At 73.1% G+C, this 16387-nt stretch carries 12 protein-coding genes; 7 read left to right on the plus strand and 5 right to left on the minus strand.

Annotation, left to right across the window (positions count from 1 at the left end; genetic code table 11):
- Positions 1-2: 2 nt before the first annotated feature.
- The 3 genes from AMK33_RS02820 to AMK33_RS02830 all read right to left on the minus strand — a co-directional run bounded on the left by AMK33_RS02820 (position 3) and on the right by AMK33_RS02830 (position 4054).
- Entirely contained in the window at positions 3-1271 is a 1269-nt protein-coding gene (locus AMK33_RS02820; protein WP_073931053.1) for an ABC transporter substrate-binding protein, read from the minus strand.
- A gap of 172 nt (positions 1272-1443) precedes the next feature.
- A complete protein-coding gene (locus tag AMK33_RS02825) occupies positions 1444-2670 on the minus strand; it encodes an ROK family transcriptional regulator (protein WP_073931054.1) in 1227 nt (408 codons plus the stop codon).
- 127 nt (positions 2671-2797) lie between these two features.
- Positions 2798-4054: a D-arabinono-1,4-lactone oxidase gene (locus AMK33_RS02830; protein WP_073931055.1), complete on the minus strand. Its 1257-nt coding sequence runs from the start codon at positions 4052-4054 to the stop codon at positions 2798-2800.
- A gap of 155 nt (positions 4055-4209) precedes the next feature.
- Here AMK33_RS02830 and AMK33_RS02835 point away from each other — a divergent pair, with 155 nt between their 5' ends.
- From AMK33_RS02835 to AMK33_RS02855, 5 genes are all read left to right on the plus strand, one after another.
- Positions 4210-5532 carry a radical SAM protein gene (locus AMK33_RS02835; RefSeq protein WP_073931056.1) on the plus strand — a complete coding sequence of 441 codons (1323 nt, stop codon included), beginning with the start codon at positions 4210-4212 and terminating at the stop codon, positions 5530-5532.
- Between the two features lie 228 nt (positions 5533-5760).
- A complete protein-coding gene (locus tag AMK33_RS02840; RefSeq protein ID WP_073931057.1) occupies positions 5761-7245 on the plus strand; it encodes a cellulose-binding domain-containing protein in 1485 nt (494 codons plus the stop codon).
- Positions 7246-7512: 267 nt separating this feature from the next.
- Entirely contained in the window at positions 7513-8610 is a 1098-nt protein-coding gene (gene rsgA, locus AMK33_RS02845) for a ribosome small subunit-dependent GTPase A (protein WP_073931058.1), read from the plus strand.
- Between the two features lie 10 nt (positions 8611-8620).
- Positions 8621-10057 carry a bifunctional transcriptional activator/DNA repair enzyme AdaA gene (locus AMK33_RS02850; RefSeq protein WP_073931059.1) on the plus strand — a complete coding sequence of 479 codons (1437 nt, stop codon included), beginning with the start codon at positions 8621-8623 and terminating at the stop codon, positions 10055-10057.
- Positions 10058-10059: 2 nt separating this feature from the next.
- Positions 10060-10563 (plus strand): methylated-DNA--[protein]-cysteine S-methyltransferase, encoded by a 504-nt coding sequence (locus tag AMK33_RS02855; RefSeq protein WP_073931060.1) that lies wholly within the window; start codon positions 10060-10062, stop codon positions 10561-10563.
- Between the two features lie 18 nt (positions 10564-10581).
- Here AMK33_RS02855 and AMK33_RS02860 read toward each other — a convergent pair whose 3' ends face one another.
- Entirely contained in the window at positions 10582-11064 is a 483-nt protein-coding gene (locus tag AMK33_RS02860; RefSeq protein WP_073931061.1) for a DUF456 domain-containing protein, read from the minus strand.
- 150 nt (positions 11065-11214) lie between these two features.
- Here AMK33_RS02860 and AMK33_RS02865 point away from each other — a divergent pair, with 150 nt between their 5' ends.
- Both AMK33_RS02865 and AMK33_RS02870 read left to right on the plus strand, forming a co-directional pair.
- Positions 11215-12861 carry a protein phosphatase 2C domain-containing protein gene (locus tag AMK33_RS02865; protein ID WP_073931062.1) on the plus strand — a complete coding sequence of 549 codons (1647 nt, stop codon included), beginning with the start codon at positions 11215-11217 and terminating at the stop codon, positions 12859-12861.
- 66 nt (positions 12862-12927) lie between these two features.
- Positions 12928-14670: a pyruvate dehydrogenase gene (locus AMK33_RS02870; RefSeq protein WP_073931063.1), complete on the plus strand. Its 1743-nt coding sequence runs from the start codon at positions 12928-12930 to the stop codon at positions 14668-14670.
- A gap of 6 nt (positions 14671-14676) precedes the next feature.
- On the opposite strand, the gene AMK33_RS02875 is transcribed toward AMK33_RS02870, so the two are convergent.
- The gene (locus AMK33_RS02875) at positions 14677-16227 is read right to left on the minus strand and encodes a helix-turn-helix domain-containing protein (RefSeq protein ID WP_443030901.1); all 1551 of its coding nucleotides are present in this window, start codon (positions 16225-16227) and stop codon (positions 14677-14679) included.
- Between the last annotated feature and the right edge of the window lie 160 nt (positions 16228-16387).

Raw genomic sequence — 16387 nt, forward strand, 5'->3', positions numbered from 1 at the left:
CGCTATCCGAAGAGCTTGTCGAGTTCGCGGTTCACCTTCCCGTCGGCCTTGTCGAGTTCGGCCTCCGGGTCACCGCCCTTGCGGACACAGTTGGCGAGGACGTCCTCCAGGGCCGTGATCATCGCCTGGGTCCAGCCGATGTTGTCGAAGTGCCCGAACTCGTTGAACAGCCTGACGCCTTCGGCCGGCAGGCCCGACTTGAGCTTGTCGGCGGACTCGGCGAGCGACGTGCGCGGCGGGATGTGGAAGCCGTAGGAGAGCGCCCAGTCCTCCTGGTACTCCTTCTGGTCGATCCACAGCCACTTCACGTACTCCTTGGCCGCCTCCACGTTCTTTCCCTTGGCGTTGACGAACATCGACCAGCCGCCGTTGTAGACGGTCTGCTCGCCCGCGTCGGTGACCTTGGGGAAGGGGAAGACACCGAGGTCGTCGCCGAGCGCCTCCTGCATCTGCGGCATCGCCCACATGCCGCACCACTGGACGGCGGTGAGCCCCTGGTTGAGCGCGGAGGGGTCCCAGAAGTCGGTCGGCGCGTCGAGCAGCAGATCACCGCTGGTGAACAGCTTGCGCAGGGTGCGGAAGCCGCCGACGACACCGTCGGTGTGGTACGCGATCTCGTTGTTCTCGTCCAGGGTGTCGGCGCCGGACGCCCAGATCATCGGGTTGACGATCGAGTGCAGGGTGTTGCCGAGGTAGATGCCCTTGACCTTGTCGGTGGTCAACTCGGCTGCCGTGGCGAGGAGTTCGTCGAGCGTCCGGGGGATGCCGACGCCCGCCTTGTCGAACAGCGACTTGCGGTAGAAGAAGAACTGCGGGTCGTCGATCATCCGCACGCCGTAGATCTTCCCGTCGACGGTGTGCGACTGGATGTCGGCCGGGTTGAAGTCGTCCTTCACCGGGCCGACCAGGTCGGTCAGATCGGCGACCTGGCCGCTCTTGACGAGCTGGATCTGGGGGTGGAACTCGAAGACGTCCGGCGCCTTGTCGGTGAGCAGCGAGGCGAACAGCTTGCTCTCGAAGTTGGAGCCCGTGATCCACTGCGTGGTCACGTCCGCCTCCTCGTACGCCTTCGCGTACCGCTTGATCGCCTGCTCGGTGCCGGCCTCACCGTAGGCGTGGAAGTACTGGACCAGGCTCTTCCCCGATCCCGAGCCGCCGCCACCGCGGCCGTTGTTGCCGCCGCAGGCGGCCAGTCCGCCGGCGGCGGCGAGGCCCAGGGCGGCGCGGAGTGCTGATCGACGGTCCCACGTGCTGTTGCTCGATGCCGGCATGGCGACGTCCTTGTCTCGAGTGCGGCTGTCGGCGGGATGGCGCTCAAGGACTTGCGGTGCGCAGGACTTGCGGTGCGCGGGACGTTAACCTTCGGCCAATACTTCGGCAAGGGGTTGGACAAAGCCTGTGCGAAGCGTTGCGACTCGTTCGTGATGACGAACGGGACGGGGGTTACCGGCGACTGCCGGCGGTACGGTTCCCGGCGCGCTTCCCGGCCGACTGCAACGCGCCCTCCAGCGCGAACGTCGCCGCTCCCAGGCACACCGGATCGGTCGGGATCGGGGAGAGGACGATCCGGGTGGCGGCCAGCGGGCGGCGCAGCGCGTGCCGGGTGACGGCCGCGCGGACCTCGTCGAGCAGCGGCTCACCGAACGCGGCCGCGACCCAGCTGCTGAGCACGACCACCTCCGGGTTGAAGAGGTTGACCAGATCGGCGATCCCGGCGCCGAGGTAGCGGGCGGTGTGCCCGAGCACCTCCACCGCCACCGGATCGCCCGCGCTCACGCCCCGGGCGAGCGCGTCGATGGTGGCCGTCTGGTCGTCGGCCCGCAGCAGCGGGCTGTCCGGGCTCAGCTCCCGCAGGTTAAGCATGATCCCGGGCGCGCCGGTGTACGTCTCCACACAGCCGCGGTTGCCGCAGTGGCAGGGGCGGCCGTCCAGGACGAGGGTGGTGTGCCCCCACTCACCGGCGCTGTTGCTCACCCCCCGGTGCACCCCGCCGCCCAGCACCAGCCCGGCGCCCACCCCGGTCCCGAGGTTCACCACCACCGCGTCCCCGCAACCGCGCGCCGCCCCGAACCACAGCTCGGCCACCGCGCAGGCCCGCAACGGGTTGTCCAGGTGCAGGGGATAGGCGATGTGCTCCGTGAGCAGGTCGAGCAGCGGGACGTCGTGCCAGTCCCAGTTCGGCGCGTACTCGGAGATCCCGGTGTCCCGGTCCACCTGACCCGGCACGCTCACCCCGACCCCGAGCACCCGCGCGCCCGCCACCCCGGCCTGCGCCACCACCGACCCCACCGCCGTGGCCACATGCCCCACGACCTGCTCGGGCCGGCTCTCGCCGGGGCGCATGCCCTCCTCGGCGCGGGCCAGCACGTTCAGCGCGAGGTCGAACAGCTCGACCCGCACATAGGTCTCGGCGAGATCCACACCGATCAGCGCGCCCCCCGACGCGTTGACGGCCACCAGGCCCCGGGGACGGCCGCCGGCCGAGTCCTCGAAACCCACCTCGGTGATCATGCCGAGGCCGAGCAGCTCCCCGACCAGGGTGGCGACGGTGGCGAGACTGAGCCCCGTGGCGGCCGCCAGCTCCTGCCGGGAGGTCGGCGACGCGGCGATGATCTGGCGCAGCACCTGATAGCGGTTGGCCGTACGGATGTCCCGCGATGTGCGCTTCACCGAGCTGCCCCCATCCCTGCCGGGCCGGGCCGACCGGGCACCGGCGCGCGGCAAGGCTATGGGGGAAGCGGAACTTTCGACAAGGGGTTTGGAAAGGGGCTTGACGAAGTCCGGACAGGGCCCGGGATCAGCCGCCCAGGACGTCCCGCACGAAGGCGTTGGTGAACTTGCGCCGCGGGTCCAGAGCGTCGACGGCGCTCCGGAAGTCGTCCATCCGCGGGTAGCGGGCGCGCAGCTCCGCCGCCGGCGTGGTGAACACCTTCCCCCAGTGGGGCCGCGCGTCGAACGGCGCCAGCGCCTCCTCCACCCGCCGCACCACCGGCAGCACCGCCCGCGTGTCCTCGATCCAGGTGAAGTGGACGGCCACCGTGTCCCGGCCGTAGGAGGGGCTGAGCCACTGGTCGTCGGCGGCGACGGTGCGCACCTCGCAGGTCTGCAGCACGGGGGCGACCGTCTCCCGGATCCCGTCCAGCGCGTGCAGCGCGGCGACCGCCGACTCCCGCGGCATCAGGTACTCCGACTGGAGTTCCGCGCCGCTGCTCGGGGTGAACTCCGCCCGGAAGTGCGGCAGCCGCTCGTGCCAGGGCCCCGGCACCCCGAACTGCTCGGTGCAGTTCACGGCCGGCATGCCCGGCACCGGGTGCATCTTCTCCGTCGCCGGAGCCGCCCAGGGGAAGTCCGGCAGCGGCTGGTCGGTGCGCCGCTTCACCCACACCTGCCGGAATCCCGGCGCCCGCCAGTCGGTGAACAGGCTCACGCTGTACGCCGCCGACATCACCTTCTCGAAGGTGGCCTGATCCAGCCCCTCCAGGGGCATCTCGGTGAACACGTGCTGCTCGACCTCGTAGGCCGGCTCCAGGCTCAGGGTGAGCGCGGTGACGACACCGAACGCGCCCAGCGAGGTGACCACAGCGTCGAAAAGGTCCGTCACCCCTTGCGTGAACCGCCCCCTGGAACCGTCCGCCACCACGATCTCCACCGCGCGCACGGACGAGGCCAGCGGCCCGTTGCCGACACCGGAGCCATGGGTGCCGGTGGCGACCGATCCGGCCACCGAGATGTGCGGCAGCGACGCCATGTTCCCCAGCGCCAGCCCGTGCCGGTGCACCTCGCGGGCCAGCGCGGCGTAGCGCACGCCGCCCCCGACCCGTACCGTCCGGGCCGTCGTGTCCACGTCGATCTCGGGGGGCAGCGCGTCGAGGGAGATCAGGACACCGTCCTCGCCGGGCTCGACGATCTCGTTGAAGGAGTGCCCGCTGCCCAGGACCCGCACCCGCGAGCTCCCGGCGACCAGGTTCAGCAGCGCGTTCGCGCTGTGCGGGCGGTGCAGCTCCTTGGCGGCGTACGTGATGTTGCCCGCCCAGTTGGTCACGCTCTCGGTCATCCCTCGTCCTTCCTGACCAGCGGGACCGAAAAGGTCCCCCGCCGGAACCTACCTCGCGCGTGGTCCACGCCTGTGGGGGGACCCGGCGCCCCGGATGTCCGAGCGGGGGCATACCGTGAGGAGTCGTACGTCCGAACCGGGAGGAGAACAACGGGATGGGCAGCCGTACCGCGCTGGTCGAGGATCTGATGGAGCGGTTCCCGCACGTGCCGCGCGAAGCCGTCTTCAAGGAGGACCTGCTGCGCGGCGGTGTGGCCTTCGACCCGTCCGCGCTCAGCGACAACGAGAGCGGCGAGGTCAAACCGAAGTCGTACTTCATCTTCTCCTTCGACCACGGCACCCTGCCCGAGCTGGGCGAGGCCGCGCTGCGCCGCCCGCCGGAGGAGATCATCCTCACCGGCGGCCCGTACGACCTGCGCCGCACGGTCGTGTCGGTGCGCGTGAACCCGGCCTCCCCCTACCGCGTCGCCGCCGACGAGCACGGCGTGCTCGGCCTCTACCTCGACGGCAAGCGGATCTCGGACGTCGGCGTGCCGCCCATGCCCGAGTACTACCGGCACACCCTGTCCAACGGGAAGTCGGTCATGGAGGTCGCCCCCACCATCCAGTGGGGCTACCTGATCTACCTGACCGTCTTCCGGGTCTGCCAGTACTTCGGCGCCAAGGAGGAGTGCCAGTACTGCGACATCAATCACAACTGGCGCCAGCACAAGGCGGCCGGGCGGCCCTACACCGGCGTGAAGGACGTCGAGGAGGTCCTGGAGGCCCTCGAGATCATCGACCGGTACGACACCGCGAAGGCGTCCACCGCCTACACCCTCACCGGCGGAGCCATCACCAGGACGGTCTCCGGACGCGACGAGGCCGACTTCTACGGCCACTACGCCAAGGCCATCGAGGAGCGCTTCCCCGGCCGCTGGATCGGCAAGGTCGTCGCCCAGGCGCTGCCCAGGGACGACGTGCAGCGCTTCAAGGACTACGGCGTGCAGATCTACCACCCCAACTACGAGGTGTGGGACGAGTACCTGTTCAAGATGTACTGCCCCGGCAAGGAGCGCTACGTCGGCCGCGACGAGTGGCACAGGCGCATCCTCGACTCCGCGGAGATCTTCGGCGCGCGCAACGTGATCCCCAACTTCGTGGCCGGTGTGGAGATGGCCGAGCCCTTCGGCTTCAAGACGGTCGACGAGGCCATCGACTCCACCACCGAGGGCCTGCGCTTCTTCATGTCGCACGGCATCACGCCCCGCTTCACCACCTGGTGCCCGGAGCCGACCACCCCGCTCGGCAAGGCCAACCCGCAGGGCGCCCCGCTGGAGTACCACATCCGTCTCCTCCAGGCGTACCGGCAGACCATGGAGGACTTCGGCCTCTCCTCGCCCCCCGGCTACGGCCCGCCCGGACCCGGCAACGCGGTGTTCTCCGTCAGCTCCTTCATGGACAGCCTCCCGGCACAGGAGTCCGCCGAGAAGGTCTGAGACACCGGGGACGCAGGGCCCTCGCAGAGAGATCAGGAAGGCCGGAACCGAGACGTTCCGGCCTTCCGTGCGTATGGTCCCTGCGAGGGGTGGCCGCGCCGCCACACAAAGTGAGGGAAGCGCTTGTCAGTTGTGGCGGGAACGTGAAAAGCTCGGCCACTGCCGCGAGGTTTCCCCAACTCCACCGCCCCTATGGCGAGTTGACCTCGTTCGTGATGCGGGAGTCTCATGCCCGACCTGCCGAGCCCCCAGGACGCCACCGAGGCGGCGCTGTTCTCCGAGTGCTGGGACGCGGCGCTCTCCTACGCCGACCTGTGCACCGCCGGGTCCGCCGCCGCGGCGGAACTGGCCCGCGAGGCCTTCGAACAGGGCATACGGGAGCTGCGCGAGGCCGAGTCGGGCACCGTCCGCGGCTACGGCCGCCGCTCCACCCGGCTGCCCCGGATACCCCTGCTGCTGACGGCGGTCCGCAGTACGGCCGCCGCCTGGGAGGACGCGGGACAGGGCCACAAGCTCGACCCCGACCTGCGGCTGTGGCTCCACTCCGACCAGGCCGCCCGCTACACCGGCCCGCCACTGGAACGCCCGGTCGCCCTGCGCGGACTGCGCGATCTGCAGCCGGCGGACGCCGAACTGCTCTGGCTGGCCGAGGCGGAGGCCCTGCCGCTGCCCCTGGTGGCCCGCAGGCTCGGCCTCGACCCCGCCACCGCCGCCGGTGAACTCGCCCAGGTCGGCCGCCTGTTCCGGGACCGCTGCCACCGCAACCACCTCGACTCGCCCATGGACGCCGAGTGCCGCAGCTACGCCCGGCTCCTCGACGCCGTCACCCGCTCGCCCGCCGCGGACACCCCCGACGACCTCTCCCGTCACCTCGCCACCTGCCACCGGTGCGCCGAGGCCGCCGCCTGTCTGCGGCTGCACGGCGGGGGACTGCCCGGCGCGCTGGCCGGCGGGGTGATCGGCTGGGGCGGCCTTGCCTATCTGGAACGCCGCCGCCGCGCCGCCGAGGTACGGCTCGGGGCCGGACGCCCGGACCGGCCCGACCCGGACGGCGGTGACCCGGCGGACGGCACGGCCAGGGCGCGCGTGGCCCGGCACGGTCTGCTGGTCGCCGCCCTCCTGGTCTCCCTCCTCGCGCTCGCGGTCTCCCTGATGCCGTTCGGCGACACGGCCGACGAGAGCGCCGAACGCCCCGACGCCGACCGGCAGCCGGTGGCTGACCCCGGCCCCTCCCTGCCCGCCGCCCCCACGGCCTCCCCGGACACCCCGTCCCCGTCCGCGTCCCCGTCCCCATCCGCGGAGCCGTCCGCCGGGCACACCCCCGAGCGCACCCCGGACCGGGAGAACCCCGACCCCGAACCACAGGGCACCTCCTCCGCCACCGCCGACGGCGAACCGGCCGCCTGCCACGCCGACTACGACCTGGTCAACCAGTGGCCCGACGGCTTCCAGGCCACCGTCACCGTCACCACACGCGACCCCCTCGACTCCTGGCGCGTCGGCTTCGCCTTCCCCGACGGCCAGCGGATCACCCAGATGTGGGACGCCTCGCTCGACCAGGACGGCTCCCGGGTCACCGCCACCGCCGCCGACTACAACAAGTCGGTCGCCGCCGGCGGGAAACTCGCCTTCGGCTTCCTCGCGTCCCGCGACGGCACGAACCACCCGCCGTCCGGCTTCACGCTCAACGGCCGCACCTGCGCGACCGTGTGACACGGGAGTCCGGAAAACAAGTTGACGGGCCGGGGAGGCGACGGGCTACTGTGACCGCGGATCACACGGTGGCCGTGCGCCGCCGTACCGGACCGTTCGTGGAGTGAGGAGGTGTCGACCGATGGCTGTCATTGCGCTGGGCGCTGCCCGCATTCAGGAATCCATCACGTCCACCTCCGTGGCCACCGGCTGACCTCACCCTTTTCCCGTCCGCGTACGGATGCGTACGCGCGGCCGCCGGGGCCACCCACCTGAAGGGTCACCCCCTTGAGTTCCAGTTCCACCTCCGTCTCCTCCGCGCTCGCCCCCTACGGCTGGGACGACGCCTGGGCGGACGAGTTCGCCCCCTACGACGCGGAAGGGCTGCTGCCCGGCCGTGTGATCCGGGTCGACCGCGGCCAGTGCGACGTCGTCACCGCCGGCGGCACCCTGCGCGCCGACACCGCCTTCGTCACCCCGCACGACCCCCTGCGGGTCGTCTGCACGGGCGACTGGGTCGCCGTCGAACCCGGCGGGAACCCCCGCTACGTACGCGCGTACCTGCCACGCCGTACCGCCTTCGTGCGCTCCACCTCCTCCAAGCGGTCCGAGGGGCAGATCCTCGCCGCCAACGTCGACCACGCCGTCGTCGCCGTCTCCCTCGCCGCCGAACTCGACCTGGCCCGGATCGAACGCTTCCTCGCGCTCGCCTGGGAGTCCGGGGCGCAGCCGGTGGTCGTCCTCACCAAGGCCGACCTGGTGCCGGACGCGGTGACCCGGGCGCACCTCGTCCAGGACGTGGAGACCAGCGCACCGGGCGTGCCGGTGCTCACCGTCAGCGCCAGGGACGGGGACGGGCTCGACGTCCTCGCCGCGATCGTCGCCGGCGGTACGTCGGTGCTGCTCGGGCAGTCCGGCGCCGGCAAGTCCACCCTGGCCAACGCGCTCCTCGGCGAGGACGTGATGGACGTCCAGGCCATCCGGGACGTCGACGGCAAGGGCCGCCACACCACGACCACCCGCAACCTGCTGGCGCTGCCCGGCGGGGGAGTCCTCATCGACACACCGGGACTGCGGGGCGTCGGCCTGTGGGACGCCGGAGCCGGCGTCGGCCAGGTGTTCGCCGAGATCGAGGAGCTCGCCGAGCGCTGCCGGTTCCAGGACTGCGCCCACGAGAGCGAACCGGGCTGTGCCGTCCTCGACGCCATCGAGACCGGTGACCTGCCGCAGCGCCGCCTGGAGAGCTACCGCAAGCTGCTCCGGGAGAACCAGTACATCGTCGCCAAGACCGACGCCAGGCTCCGCGCGGAGATCCGCAAGGACTGGAAGCGCAAGGGCGCCATCGGCAAGGCGGCGATGGAGGCCAAGCGGGGCCGCCTGCGGTAGCGACACCTCCATGTCCGATTTCCGCCAGCCGGGGCTCCCCGGCCGGCGGAGACTGGACGGTGTGAAGGACGAGGACAGCAGGTACGAGGCGGTGCGCAGCCGGGACGCCCGGTTCGACGGGGCGTTCTTCTTCGCCGTGGAGACGACCGGCATCTACTGCCGGCCCAGCTGCCCCGCCGTCACCCCGAAGCGGCACAACGTGCGGTTCTTCGCGACCGCCGCCGCCGCGCAGGGCTCCGGGTTCCGCGCCTGCCGGCGCTGCCGCCCGGACGCCGTGCCCGGCTCCGCCGAGTGGAACGTGCGGGCCGACGTCGTCGGCCGGGCCATGCGGATGATCGCCGACGGCGTCGTCGACCGCGAGGGCGTCGCCGGACTCGCCGCACGGCTCGGCTACAGCGCCCGCCAGGTGCAGCGCCAGCTCACCGGCGAGCTCGGCGCCGGGCCCGTCGCGCTCGCCCGCGCCCAGCGGGCGCACGCCGCGCGCGTCCTCCTGCAGACCACCGGGCTGCCGGTCACCGAGATCGCCTTCGCCGCCGGGTTCGCCAGCGTGCGGCAGTTCAACGACACCGTACGGGCCGTGTACGCCACCACCCCCAGCGAGCTGCGCGCCTCCGCACCCCACCGGGGCCGGGCGCGCACCGCCACCCCGTCCGCCGGAATCCCCCTGCGGCTCGCCCACCGCGGCCCCTACCGGGCGGGACCCGTCTTCGACCTGCTGGAACGCGAGGCCGTCCCCGGCGTCGAGGACGTGAGCGGCACCCCGGGCACCCGCACCTACCGGCGGACGCTCCGCCTGCCCTACGGCACGGGCATCGCCGCCGTCGACGAACGCCCGCACACCGGTCCCGGCGCCCACCCCGGCGGCTGGCTCGACGCCCGCGTCCACCTCACCGACCCCCGCGATCTGACCACCGCCGTACAACGCCTGCGACGGCTGTTCGACCTGGACGCCGACCCGTACGCCGTCGACGAACGACTCGGTGCCGACGCCCGCCTCGCCCCGCTGGTCGCCGCCCGGCCCGGACTGCGCTCACCGGGGGCCGCAGACCCGGACGAACTGGCGGTGCGGGCGCTGGCCGGCCGCGACGAGGCCGCACGGCTCGTCCAGCGGTACGGCAAGCGGCTCGACGCCCCCTGCGGCACCCTCACCCACCTGTTCCCCGAAGCCGCCGTCCTCGCCGGGGCCGAGCCCGACGGCACCCTGGGCGCGCTCACCGCCGCCCTCGCCGACGGCACCGTACGCCTCGGACCCGGCGCGGACCGGAACGAGGCCGAGGCCGCCCTGGCCGCCGTCCCCGGCCTCGACGCCCGTACGATCGCCGAGATCCGCACCCGCGCGCTCGGCGACCCGGACGTGGCCCCGCCCGGACCCGGCCTTCCCGAAAGCTGGCGCCCCTGGCGCTCGTACGCCCTGAACCACCTGCGCGTCGCAGGGGAGTTGGAGTAACCATGACGCCCACGGTCACGACCACGTACTGGACGCGTGTGGACAGCCCCGTCGGACCGCTGCTGCTCACCGCCGCCCCGACCGGTGAGCTGACCTCGCTGTCCGTGCCCGGACAGAAGGGCGGGCGCACGCCGGCGGACGACTGGCGGCGGGACCCCGGACCGTTCCGCGAGGCCGAGCGGCAGCTCACCGCGTACTTCGCCGGCGACCTCAAGGAGTTCCGGCTGGCCATGAGCGCCACCGGCACCCCGTTCCGGGAGAAGGTGTGGGCCGCGCTCGACGACGTCCCCTACGGGGAGACCGTGTCCTACGGCGAGATCGCGGCCCGGATCGGCGCGCCGAGGGCCGCCGTGCGGGCCGTCGGCGGCGCGATCGGCGCGAACCCGCTGCTCATCGTCCGCCCCTGCCACCGGGTGATCGGCGCCGACGGTTCGCTGACCGGATACGCCGGCGGGCTGGAGCGCAAGGTGCGGCTGCTCACCCACGAGGGCGTGCCGCTGCCGTGAGCCGAGGGGGCGAGGGGCTCAGCCCCAGAACACCGCGCCCAGCCACGCCGCCGTGATCAACTGGCAGGTGAACAGCTCCGTCAGCACGCTCCACCCGCCCGAGCGCAGTGCCGTGCGCAGCGCCGCGACCGCCTCACCGTGGCGGCCGAGGCGCAGCCGCTCGAAGACGTAGATCCCGGCGAGGAAGCCCGGAACCGCGCCGATCACGGGCAGCAGCACGAAACCCAGGAACGAGCCGCAGCCCGCGTACGCCAGCATCCGGCGGTCGTCCCCGCCCGCCCGCAGCCGGCGCGGCGGCAGCACCCAGCGCACCACCTGGGACAGGAACAGCACGACGGTCGCCCCCACGCACACCCACCACGCGACGGGCCGGGGGTCCTTCAGCGCCCACCACAGGACCCCGGCCCACACCAGCCACGACCCGGGCACCCCTGGCAGCAGCACTCCGCACAGTCCGAGCAGGAGCACCAGTCCGGCGATCAGGAGGTCCCACGCTCCCATCCTTCCAGGGTGCGGGAGTCCGGTGAGCGGCGCAGGACGGAAACGGGCCGCGGCGCCCCCTGTCGCACAGCCGTCCCGGGTGTGGCGCGGGACGGGGGATTTTCCCGATGCCCCGTTTCCATCCGGCCCGCGCGGTGGACAATCGGTGACATGAGCCAGCAGGGGGGAAGGCCCACCGGTCCGGAGGACGACTGGTGGGGGCAGCTGTACGACGACACCACCGGTGACACGGGCCCCGTACCGGCGCCCGATTCCCTGGACGACCGCTTCGCCTCGGCGTCCGGCACGCTGAACGCGGACGGTCCTGCCCCGGTGGGCGGTCCCGCTCCGGTGGGCGGTCCCGCTCCGGTGGGCGGTCCCGCTCCGGTGGACGGTCCTGCCCCGGTGGGCGGTCCCGCTCCGGTGGGCGGTCCCGCTCCGGTGGGCGGTCCTGCCCCGGTGGGCGGCACGCTGAACGTGGACGGTCCCGCCTCGGCGGGCGGTCCTGCCCCGGTGGACAGTCCCGCCCCGGACGGCTTACGTTCCACGCCGACGGTCCCGGACCCCCGCCCGGCCCCCGACGCACCGGCGGGCTTCCCGCCGCGGCCCGTCGGCGCCCCGCCCCGTGCCCCCTGGGAACCCCCGTCCGCCGCGTCCGCGGGCCCGGTGACCTTCCCTCCGCCCGAGCCGCACCCGTCGCCGCCCCCGGCCTCCCCCACCTCCGGCACGGCCTACGGCCCCTGGACCCCCGCCACCGCGCCCCCGCCACCGCCCACGGCCCCACCGGCCCCGGAGCCCGCGGACGGCTCCGCCCCCCGCCCCTCCCGCCTCGAACCACTCCCGGACCCGCTCCCGTCCCGCACCCACGTCGGATCCCGGCCGCCCACCTACGACCCCGAGCCCACCACCCTCCCGCCGGCCGACCCCGACGAACTGGACGGCCTGGTCCCGGACACCGTGCTGGACGGGGCCCGCTACGGGGCCTGCACCCTGCGCGCCGCCTCCGTGCGCGGGGACTCCGCGCGCTACCGGGGCGAACCGCGCCGCGACGCGCTGCTGACCGCCCGGTTCGGAACGGGGGAGCGGGCCCTCGTCCTCGTGGCGCTGGCGACCGGCGCCCGGAGCGCGCCAGGCGCCCACCGGGCCGCCGCCGAGGCCTGCCGGTGGATCGGCGAGGCGGTGGGCCGCAGCCACGCCCGCCTCGTCGACGACATCAGGGCCGCCCGGCGCGGCGACCTCAAGTCCGGCCTGCACCGCCTCACCGACCGCAGCCTCGGCAGGCTCCGCGCCGCCGCGGCCGAGCAGGGCCTCGAACCCGACGCCTACGCGGCCACCCTGCGCTGCCTCCTCCTGCCCGCCGACCCCGAGTGCCGCACCCGGGTCTTCTTCGGCGTCGGCCCCGGCGGACTGTTCCGGCTGCGGGGTGGCGCCTGGCAGGACATCGAACCCGAGGTCACCGAGGCCAAGGGCGAACCCGTGGTCGGTTTCGGCTCGCCGCCCGCCGAGACCCCCGACGGCGACCGCCTCACCATGGACCTGGGCATCCCCACACCCCCGAGCCCGTACGAGCCCGCTCCCGGACCGCCCCGCGAGCCCTTCCGCTTCCGCACCTCCATAGCCCGCCCGGGTGACACCCTGCTGATGTGCGGCACCGGTCTCGCCGACCCCCTGCGCGGCGAGCGGGAGCTCCGCGCCCACCTCGCCGACCGGTGGTCCCGCCCCGGACCGCCCGGCCTCGCCGCGTTCCTCGCCGACACCCAGGTACGGGTCAAGGGGTACGCGGACGACCGTACGGCCGTCGCCGTTTGGGAGGCGTGAGCGCGCCCGGTGTGAATTCATGGAACCCGTCAGGCAACTTCGACATCCGAGGGGCAGACGGAATCCATGGCCAAACAGAACGTCGCGGAACAGTTCGTCGACATCCTCACCCGCGCAGGGGTCAAACGCCTCTACGGCGTCGTCGGTGACAGTCTCAACCCCGTCGTCGACGCCGTGCGCCGCAACTCCGCCATCGACTGGATCCACGTACGGCACGAGGAGACCGCCGCCTTCGCCGCCGGCGCCGAGGCCCAGATCACCGGCAGACTGGGCGCCTGCGCCGGCTCCTGCGGGCCCGGCAACCTCCACCTCATCAACGGCCTGTACGACGCCCACCGTTCCATGGCCCCGGTCCTCGCCCTCGCCTCCCACATCCCGTCCAGCGAGATCGGCCTCGGCTACTTCCAGGAGACCCATCCCGACCAGCTGTTCCGCGAGTGCAGCCACTACAGCGAGATGATCTCCAGCCCGCAGCAGATGCCCCGGCTGCTGCAGACCGCCATCCAGCACGCCGTCGGCCGCTCCGGCGTCAGCGTCGTCACCCTCCCGGGCGACATCGCCGACCACGCCGCCCCCGAGAAGCCCGCCGAGACCGCCCTCGTCACCTCCCGGCCCACGGTCCGTCCCGGCGACGCCGAGATCGACCGGCTCGTCGACATGATCGACGAGGCCGGGAAGGTCACCCTGTTCTGCGGTGCCGGCACCAAGGGCGCGCACGCCGAGGTCATGGAGTTCGCGAGCAAGGTCAAGTCCCCGGTCGGGCACGCCCTGCGCGGCAAGGAGTGGATCCAGTACGACAACCCGTACGACGTCGGCATGAGCGGACTGCTCGGCTACGGCGCCGCCTACGAGGCCACCCACGAGTGCGACCTGCTGATCCTGCTCGGCACCGACTTCCCGTACAACGCCTTCCTGCCCGACGACGTGAAGATCGTCCAGGTCGACGTGCGGCCCGAGAACCTCGGCCGGCGCTCGAAGCTGGACCTGGCGGTGTGGGGCGATGTGAAGGAGACGCTGCGCTGTCTGACGCCGCGGGTCCGCGCCAAGGACGACCGGAAGTTCCTCGACCGGATGCTCAGGAAGCACGCGGACGCGCTGGAGGGGGTGGTGAAGGCGTACACGCGGAAGGTGGACAAGCACGTGCCGATCCACCCCGAGTACGTGGCGTCCGTACTGGACGAGATGGCCGACGACGACGCGGTGTTCACCGTCGACACCGGCATGTGCAATGTCTGGGCGGCCCGCTACATCTCGCCCAACGGCCGCCGCAGGGTGATCGGTTCCTTCTCCCACGGCTCGATGGCGAACGCGCTGCCGATGGCGATCGGGGCGCAGTTCACCGACCGGGGCCGGCAGGTCGTGTCGATGTCCGGCGACGGCGGATTCACCATGCTGATGGGGGACTTCCTCACCCTGGTGCAGTACGACCTGCCGGTGAAGGTGGTGCTGTTCAACAACTCCTCGCTGAGCATGGTCGAGTTGGAGATGCTGGTCGCCGGACTGCCCTCGCACGGCACCGCCATGAAGAACCCCGACTTCGCCGCCGTCGCCCGCGCGTGCGGCGCCCACGGGGTGCGGGTGGAGAAGCCGAAGGAGCTCGCCGGGGCGCTGAAGTCCGCGTTCCGGCACAAGGGCCCGGCCCTCGTCGACATCGTCACCGACCCCAACGCGCTGTCCATCCCGCCGAGGATCAGCAAGGAGATGGTGACCGGTTTCGCCCTGTCCGCCTCCAAGATCGTGCTGGACGGCGGGGTCGGCCGGATGGTGCAGATGGCCCGTTCCAACCTGCGCAACGTGCCCCGCCCGTAAGGGGATTCACTGGATACGGGGCTTCCAGCCGCGTGCCGAGGTGTCGTACTCGTAGTGGGGCAGGCCCCCGATGCCGCTGGTGCGGAACGGGCGGCCGTGGTCGTCGACGCGGACCGTGCCGGTACGGCCCTGCGAGGACCAGTCCAGCTCCAGGTACCAGCGGCAGTCGCAGTCCGCGGTGCGGGCGGTGACCCGCAGCACCTCCGGGTCGGTCGCGGAGACCCGGTAGGGCATGCGCACGGCCGGGATCGGCGTACCGGCGTCGTTCCCGGCGACCGCGCGGGCGATGGGCCGGTCCTTGTCCAGGTCCACGTCGAAGGAGCGCGGGGTGAGCGCGCCGCCGCAGCCCTGGTCCATGGCGTACGCGTTCCCCGGCGCGGGATCGGAGCGGCCGGCCACACGGACCCGCAGCGCGGTGAGGACGACGGCCGTGTCGGAGGTCCCCTGCACCGACAGCTCCACCAGCGTCTCGCCCCCGTGCACGGCCGACTGCGTCGCCGCCCAGGTCCCGGCGTCCTGCGGGGCCGGTGGCGGCGGGACCCGCTCCGGCGGTTCGGCGACGACGTAGTCGTGGCCGCAGCCGTACGCCCAGACATGGGAGTCGGCGGACCAGGTGAGGGGCGGGGCTCCGACGGGGGCGTCCGACTCGGCCGGGGCGGAGGGGGCACCGGTCTCGCGCCGCGCCTCGGGGGAGGACGGGCCGCTCTTCGCGGTCGCGGAGGGGGATGAGGAGGGGGAAGGTGATGAGGTGCGGCCCCGAGGGGCCTCGGCGGAACCGCTCGCCGCGGAGGTGACGGGCGGCGCGTCGACGGGCCCGCTGCCGGACGCCTGCCGGTCGTCCGGCAGCGTGGACAGGCTCCCCACGGTGGCCAGCAACGCACAGGCGGCGGCCAACGCGACGGCGACCCGCTCACGCCGCCGGTACCACGGCCGCCGGGCGCGCACCTCACCGACCGAGGGCCCGCTCACCACGCCGCTTCCGGCCACCGGGCCGCTCGCGTGCCCGGACCCCCCGGCACCTGCGCCGGGGCCCGGCCCGCTCCGGTCGAAAGAGCCCGATCCGGTGCCGGGCCCGCTCGGGCCGTCCGGCGCAGCGCCCCCGGCAGCCGTCTGCTCGGCGGTGTCGTGACCCGCGACCGGGGCGTCGGGGGCCACGCCGTCCACCCGTCCCCGCGCCACGGTGTGCAGGTCGCCGGTGTCTGAGCCCGGGGCGCAGCCAGGAGCCGGACCGGTGCCGGGGGGTGGGGACGTGGCCGGGGGTGTCCTCGGTGTGGCCGGGGCGCCCGGTCCGGGTGGGCGCCGGCGTGTCTCCACCGCGCGGAGCCAGCGGTGGTGGAGGTCCAGACGTTCCGCCCTCGACGCGCCGCACAGGGCGGCGAACCGCTCCACCGGCGCGAAGTCGACGGGGACCGCGTCGCCCGCGCAGTAGCGGTGCAGCGTCGAGGTGTTCATGTCCAGCCGGCGGGCGAGCGAGCCGTAACTGCGGTCCGTGCGCTCCTTCAGCTCGCGCAGCAGCGCCGCGAACTCCGCCACATCGTCCTGTGCCGACACCGTCACCCCGCACTCGTCAGGACCCGACCGGGCCCCGGGACGGCATCCCAGGCACCCCATGTACCTGCACGTCGGACGGGCTGGGATGGTTCCATGCCGGCGGATCCGGCGACGACGCTTGCGCCCGCCTCCCGGGGCGGCCGATGCTCTTGGTACCGCGAACCGC

The sequence above is a fragment of the Streptomyces sp. CB02400 genome, assembly GCF_001905725.1.
Lineage (GTDB): Bacteria > Actinomycetota > Actinomycetes > Streptomycetales > Streptomycetaceae > Streptomyces > Streptomyces atrovirens.

Excerpts from the sequence above, each read along its gene's own strand:
- AMK33_RS02865 (WP_073931062.1), top strand. The coding sequence starts at position 11,215 with ATGAGCCAGCAGGGGGGAAGGCCCACCGGTCCGGAGGACGACTGGTGG.
- AMK33_RS02820 (WP_073931053.1), bottom strand. The coding sequence starts at position 1,271 with ATGCCGGCATCGAGCAACAGCACGTGGGACCGTCGATCAGCACTCCGC.
- AMK33_RS02850 (WP_073931059.1), top strand. The coding sequence starts at position 8,621 with ATGTCCGATTTCCGCCAGCCGGGGCTCCCCGGCCGGCGGAGACTGGAC.
- AMK33_RS02835 (WP_073931056.1), top strand. The coding sequence starts at position 4,210 with ATGGGCAGCCGTACCGCGCTGGTCGAGGATCTGATGGAGCGGTTCCCG.
- AMK33_RS02870 (WP_073931063.1), top strand. The coding sequence starts at position 12,928 with ATGGCCAAACAGAACGTCGCGGAACAGTTCGTCGACATCCTCACCCGC.
- AMK33_RS02840 (WP_073931057.1), top strand. The coding sequence starts at position 5,761 with ATGCCCGACCTGCCGAGCCCCCAGGACGCCACCGAGGCGGCGCTGTTC.
- AMK33_RS02860 (WP_073931061.1), bottom strand. The coding sequence starts at position 11,064 with ATGGGAGCGTGGGACCTCCTGATCGCCGGACTGGTGCTCCTGCTCGGA.
- AMK33_RS02830 (WP_073931055.1), bottom strand. The coding sequence starts at position 4,054 with ATGACCGAGAGCGTGACCAACTGGGCGGGCAACATCACGTACGCCGCC.
- AMK33_RS02855 (WP_073931060.1), top strand. The coding sequence starts at position 10,060 with ATGACGCCCACGGTCACGACCACGTACTGGACGCGTGTGGACAGCCCC.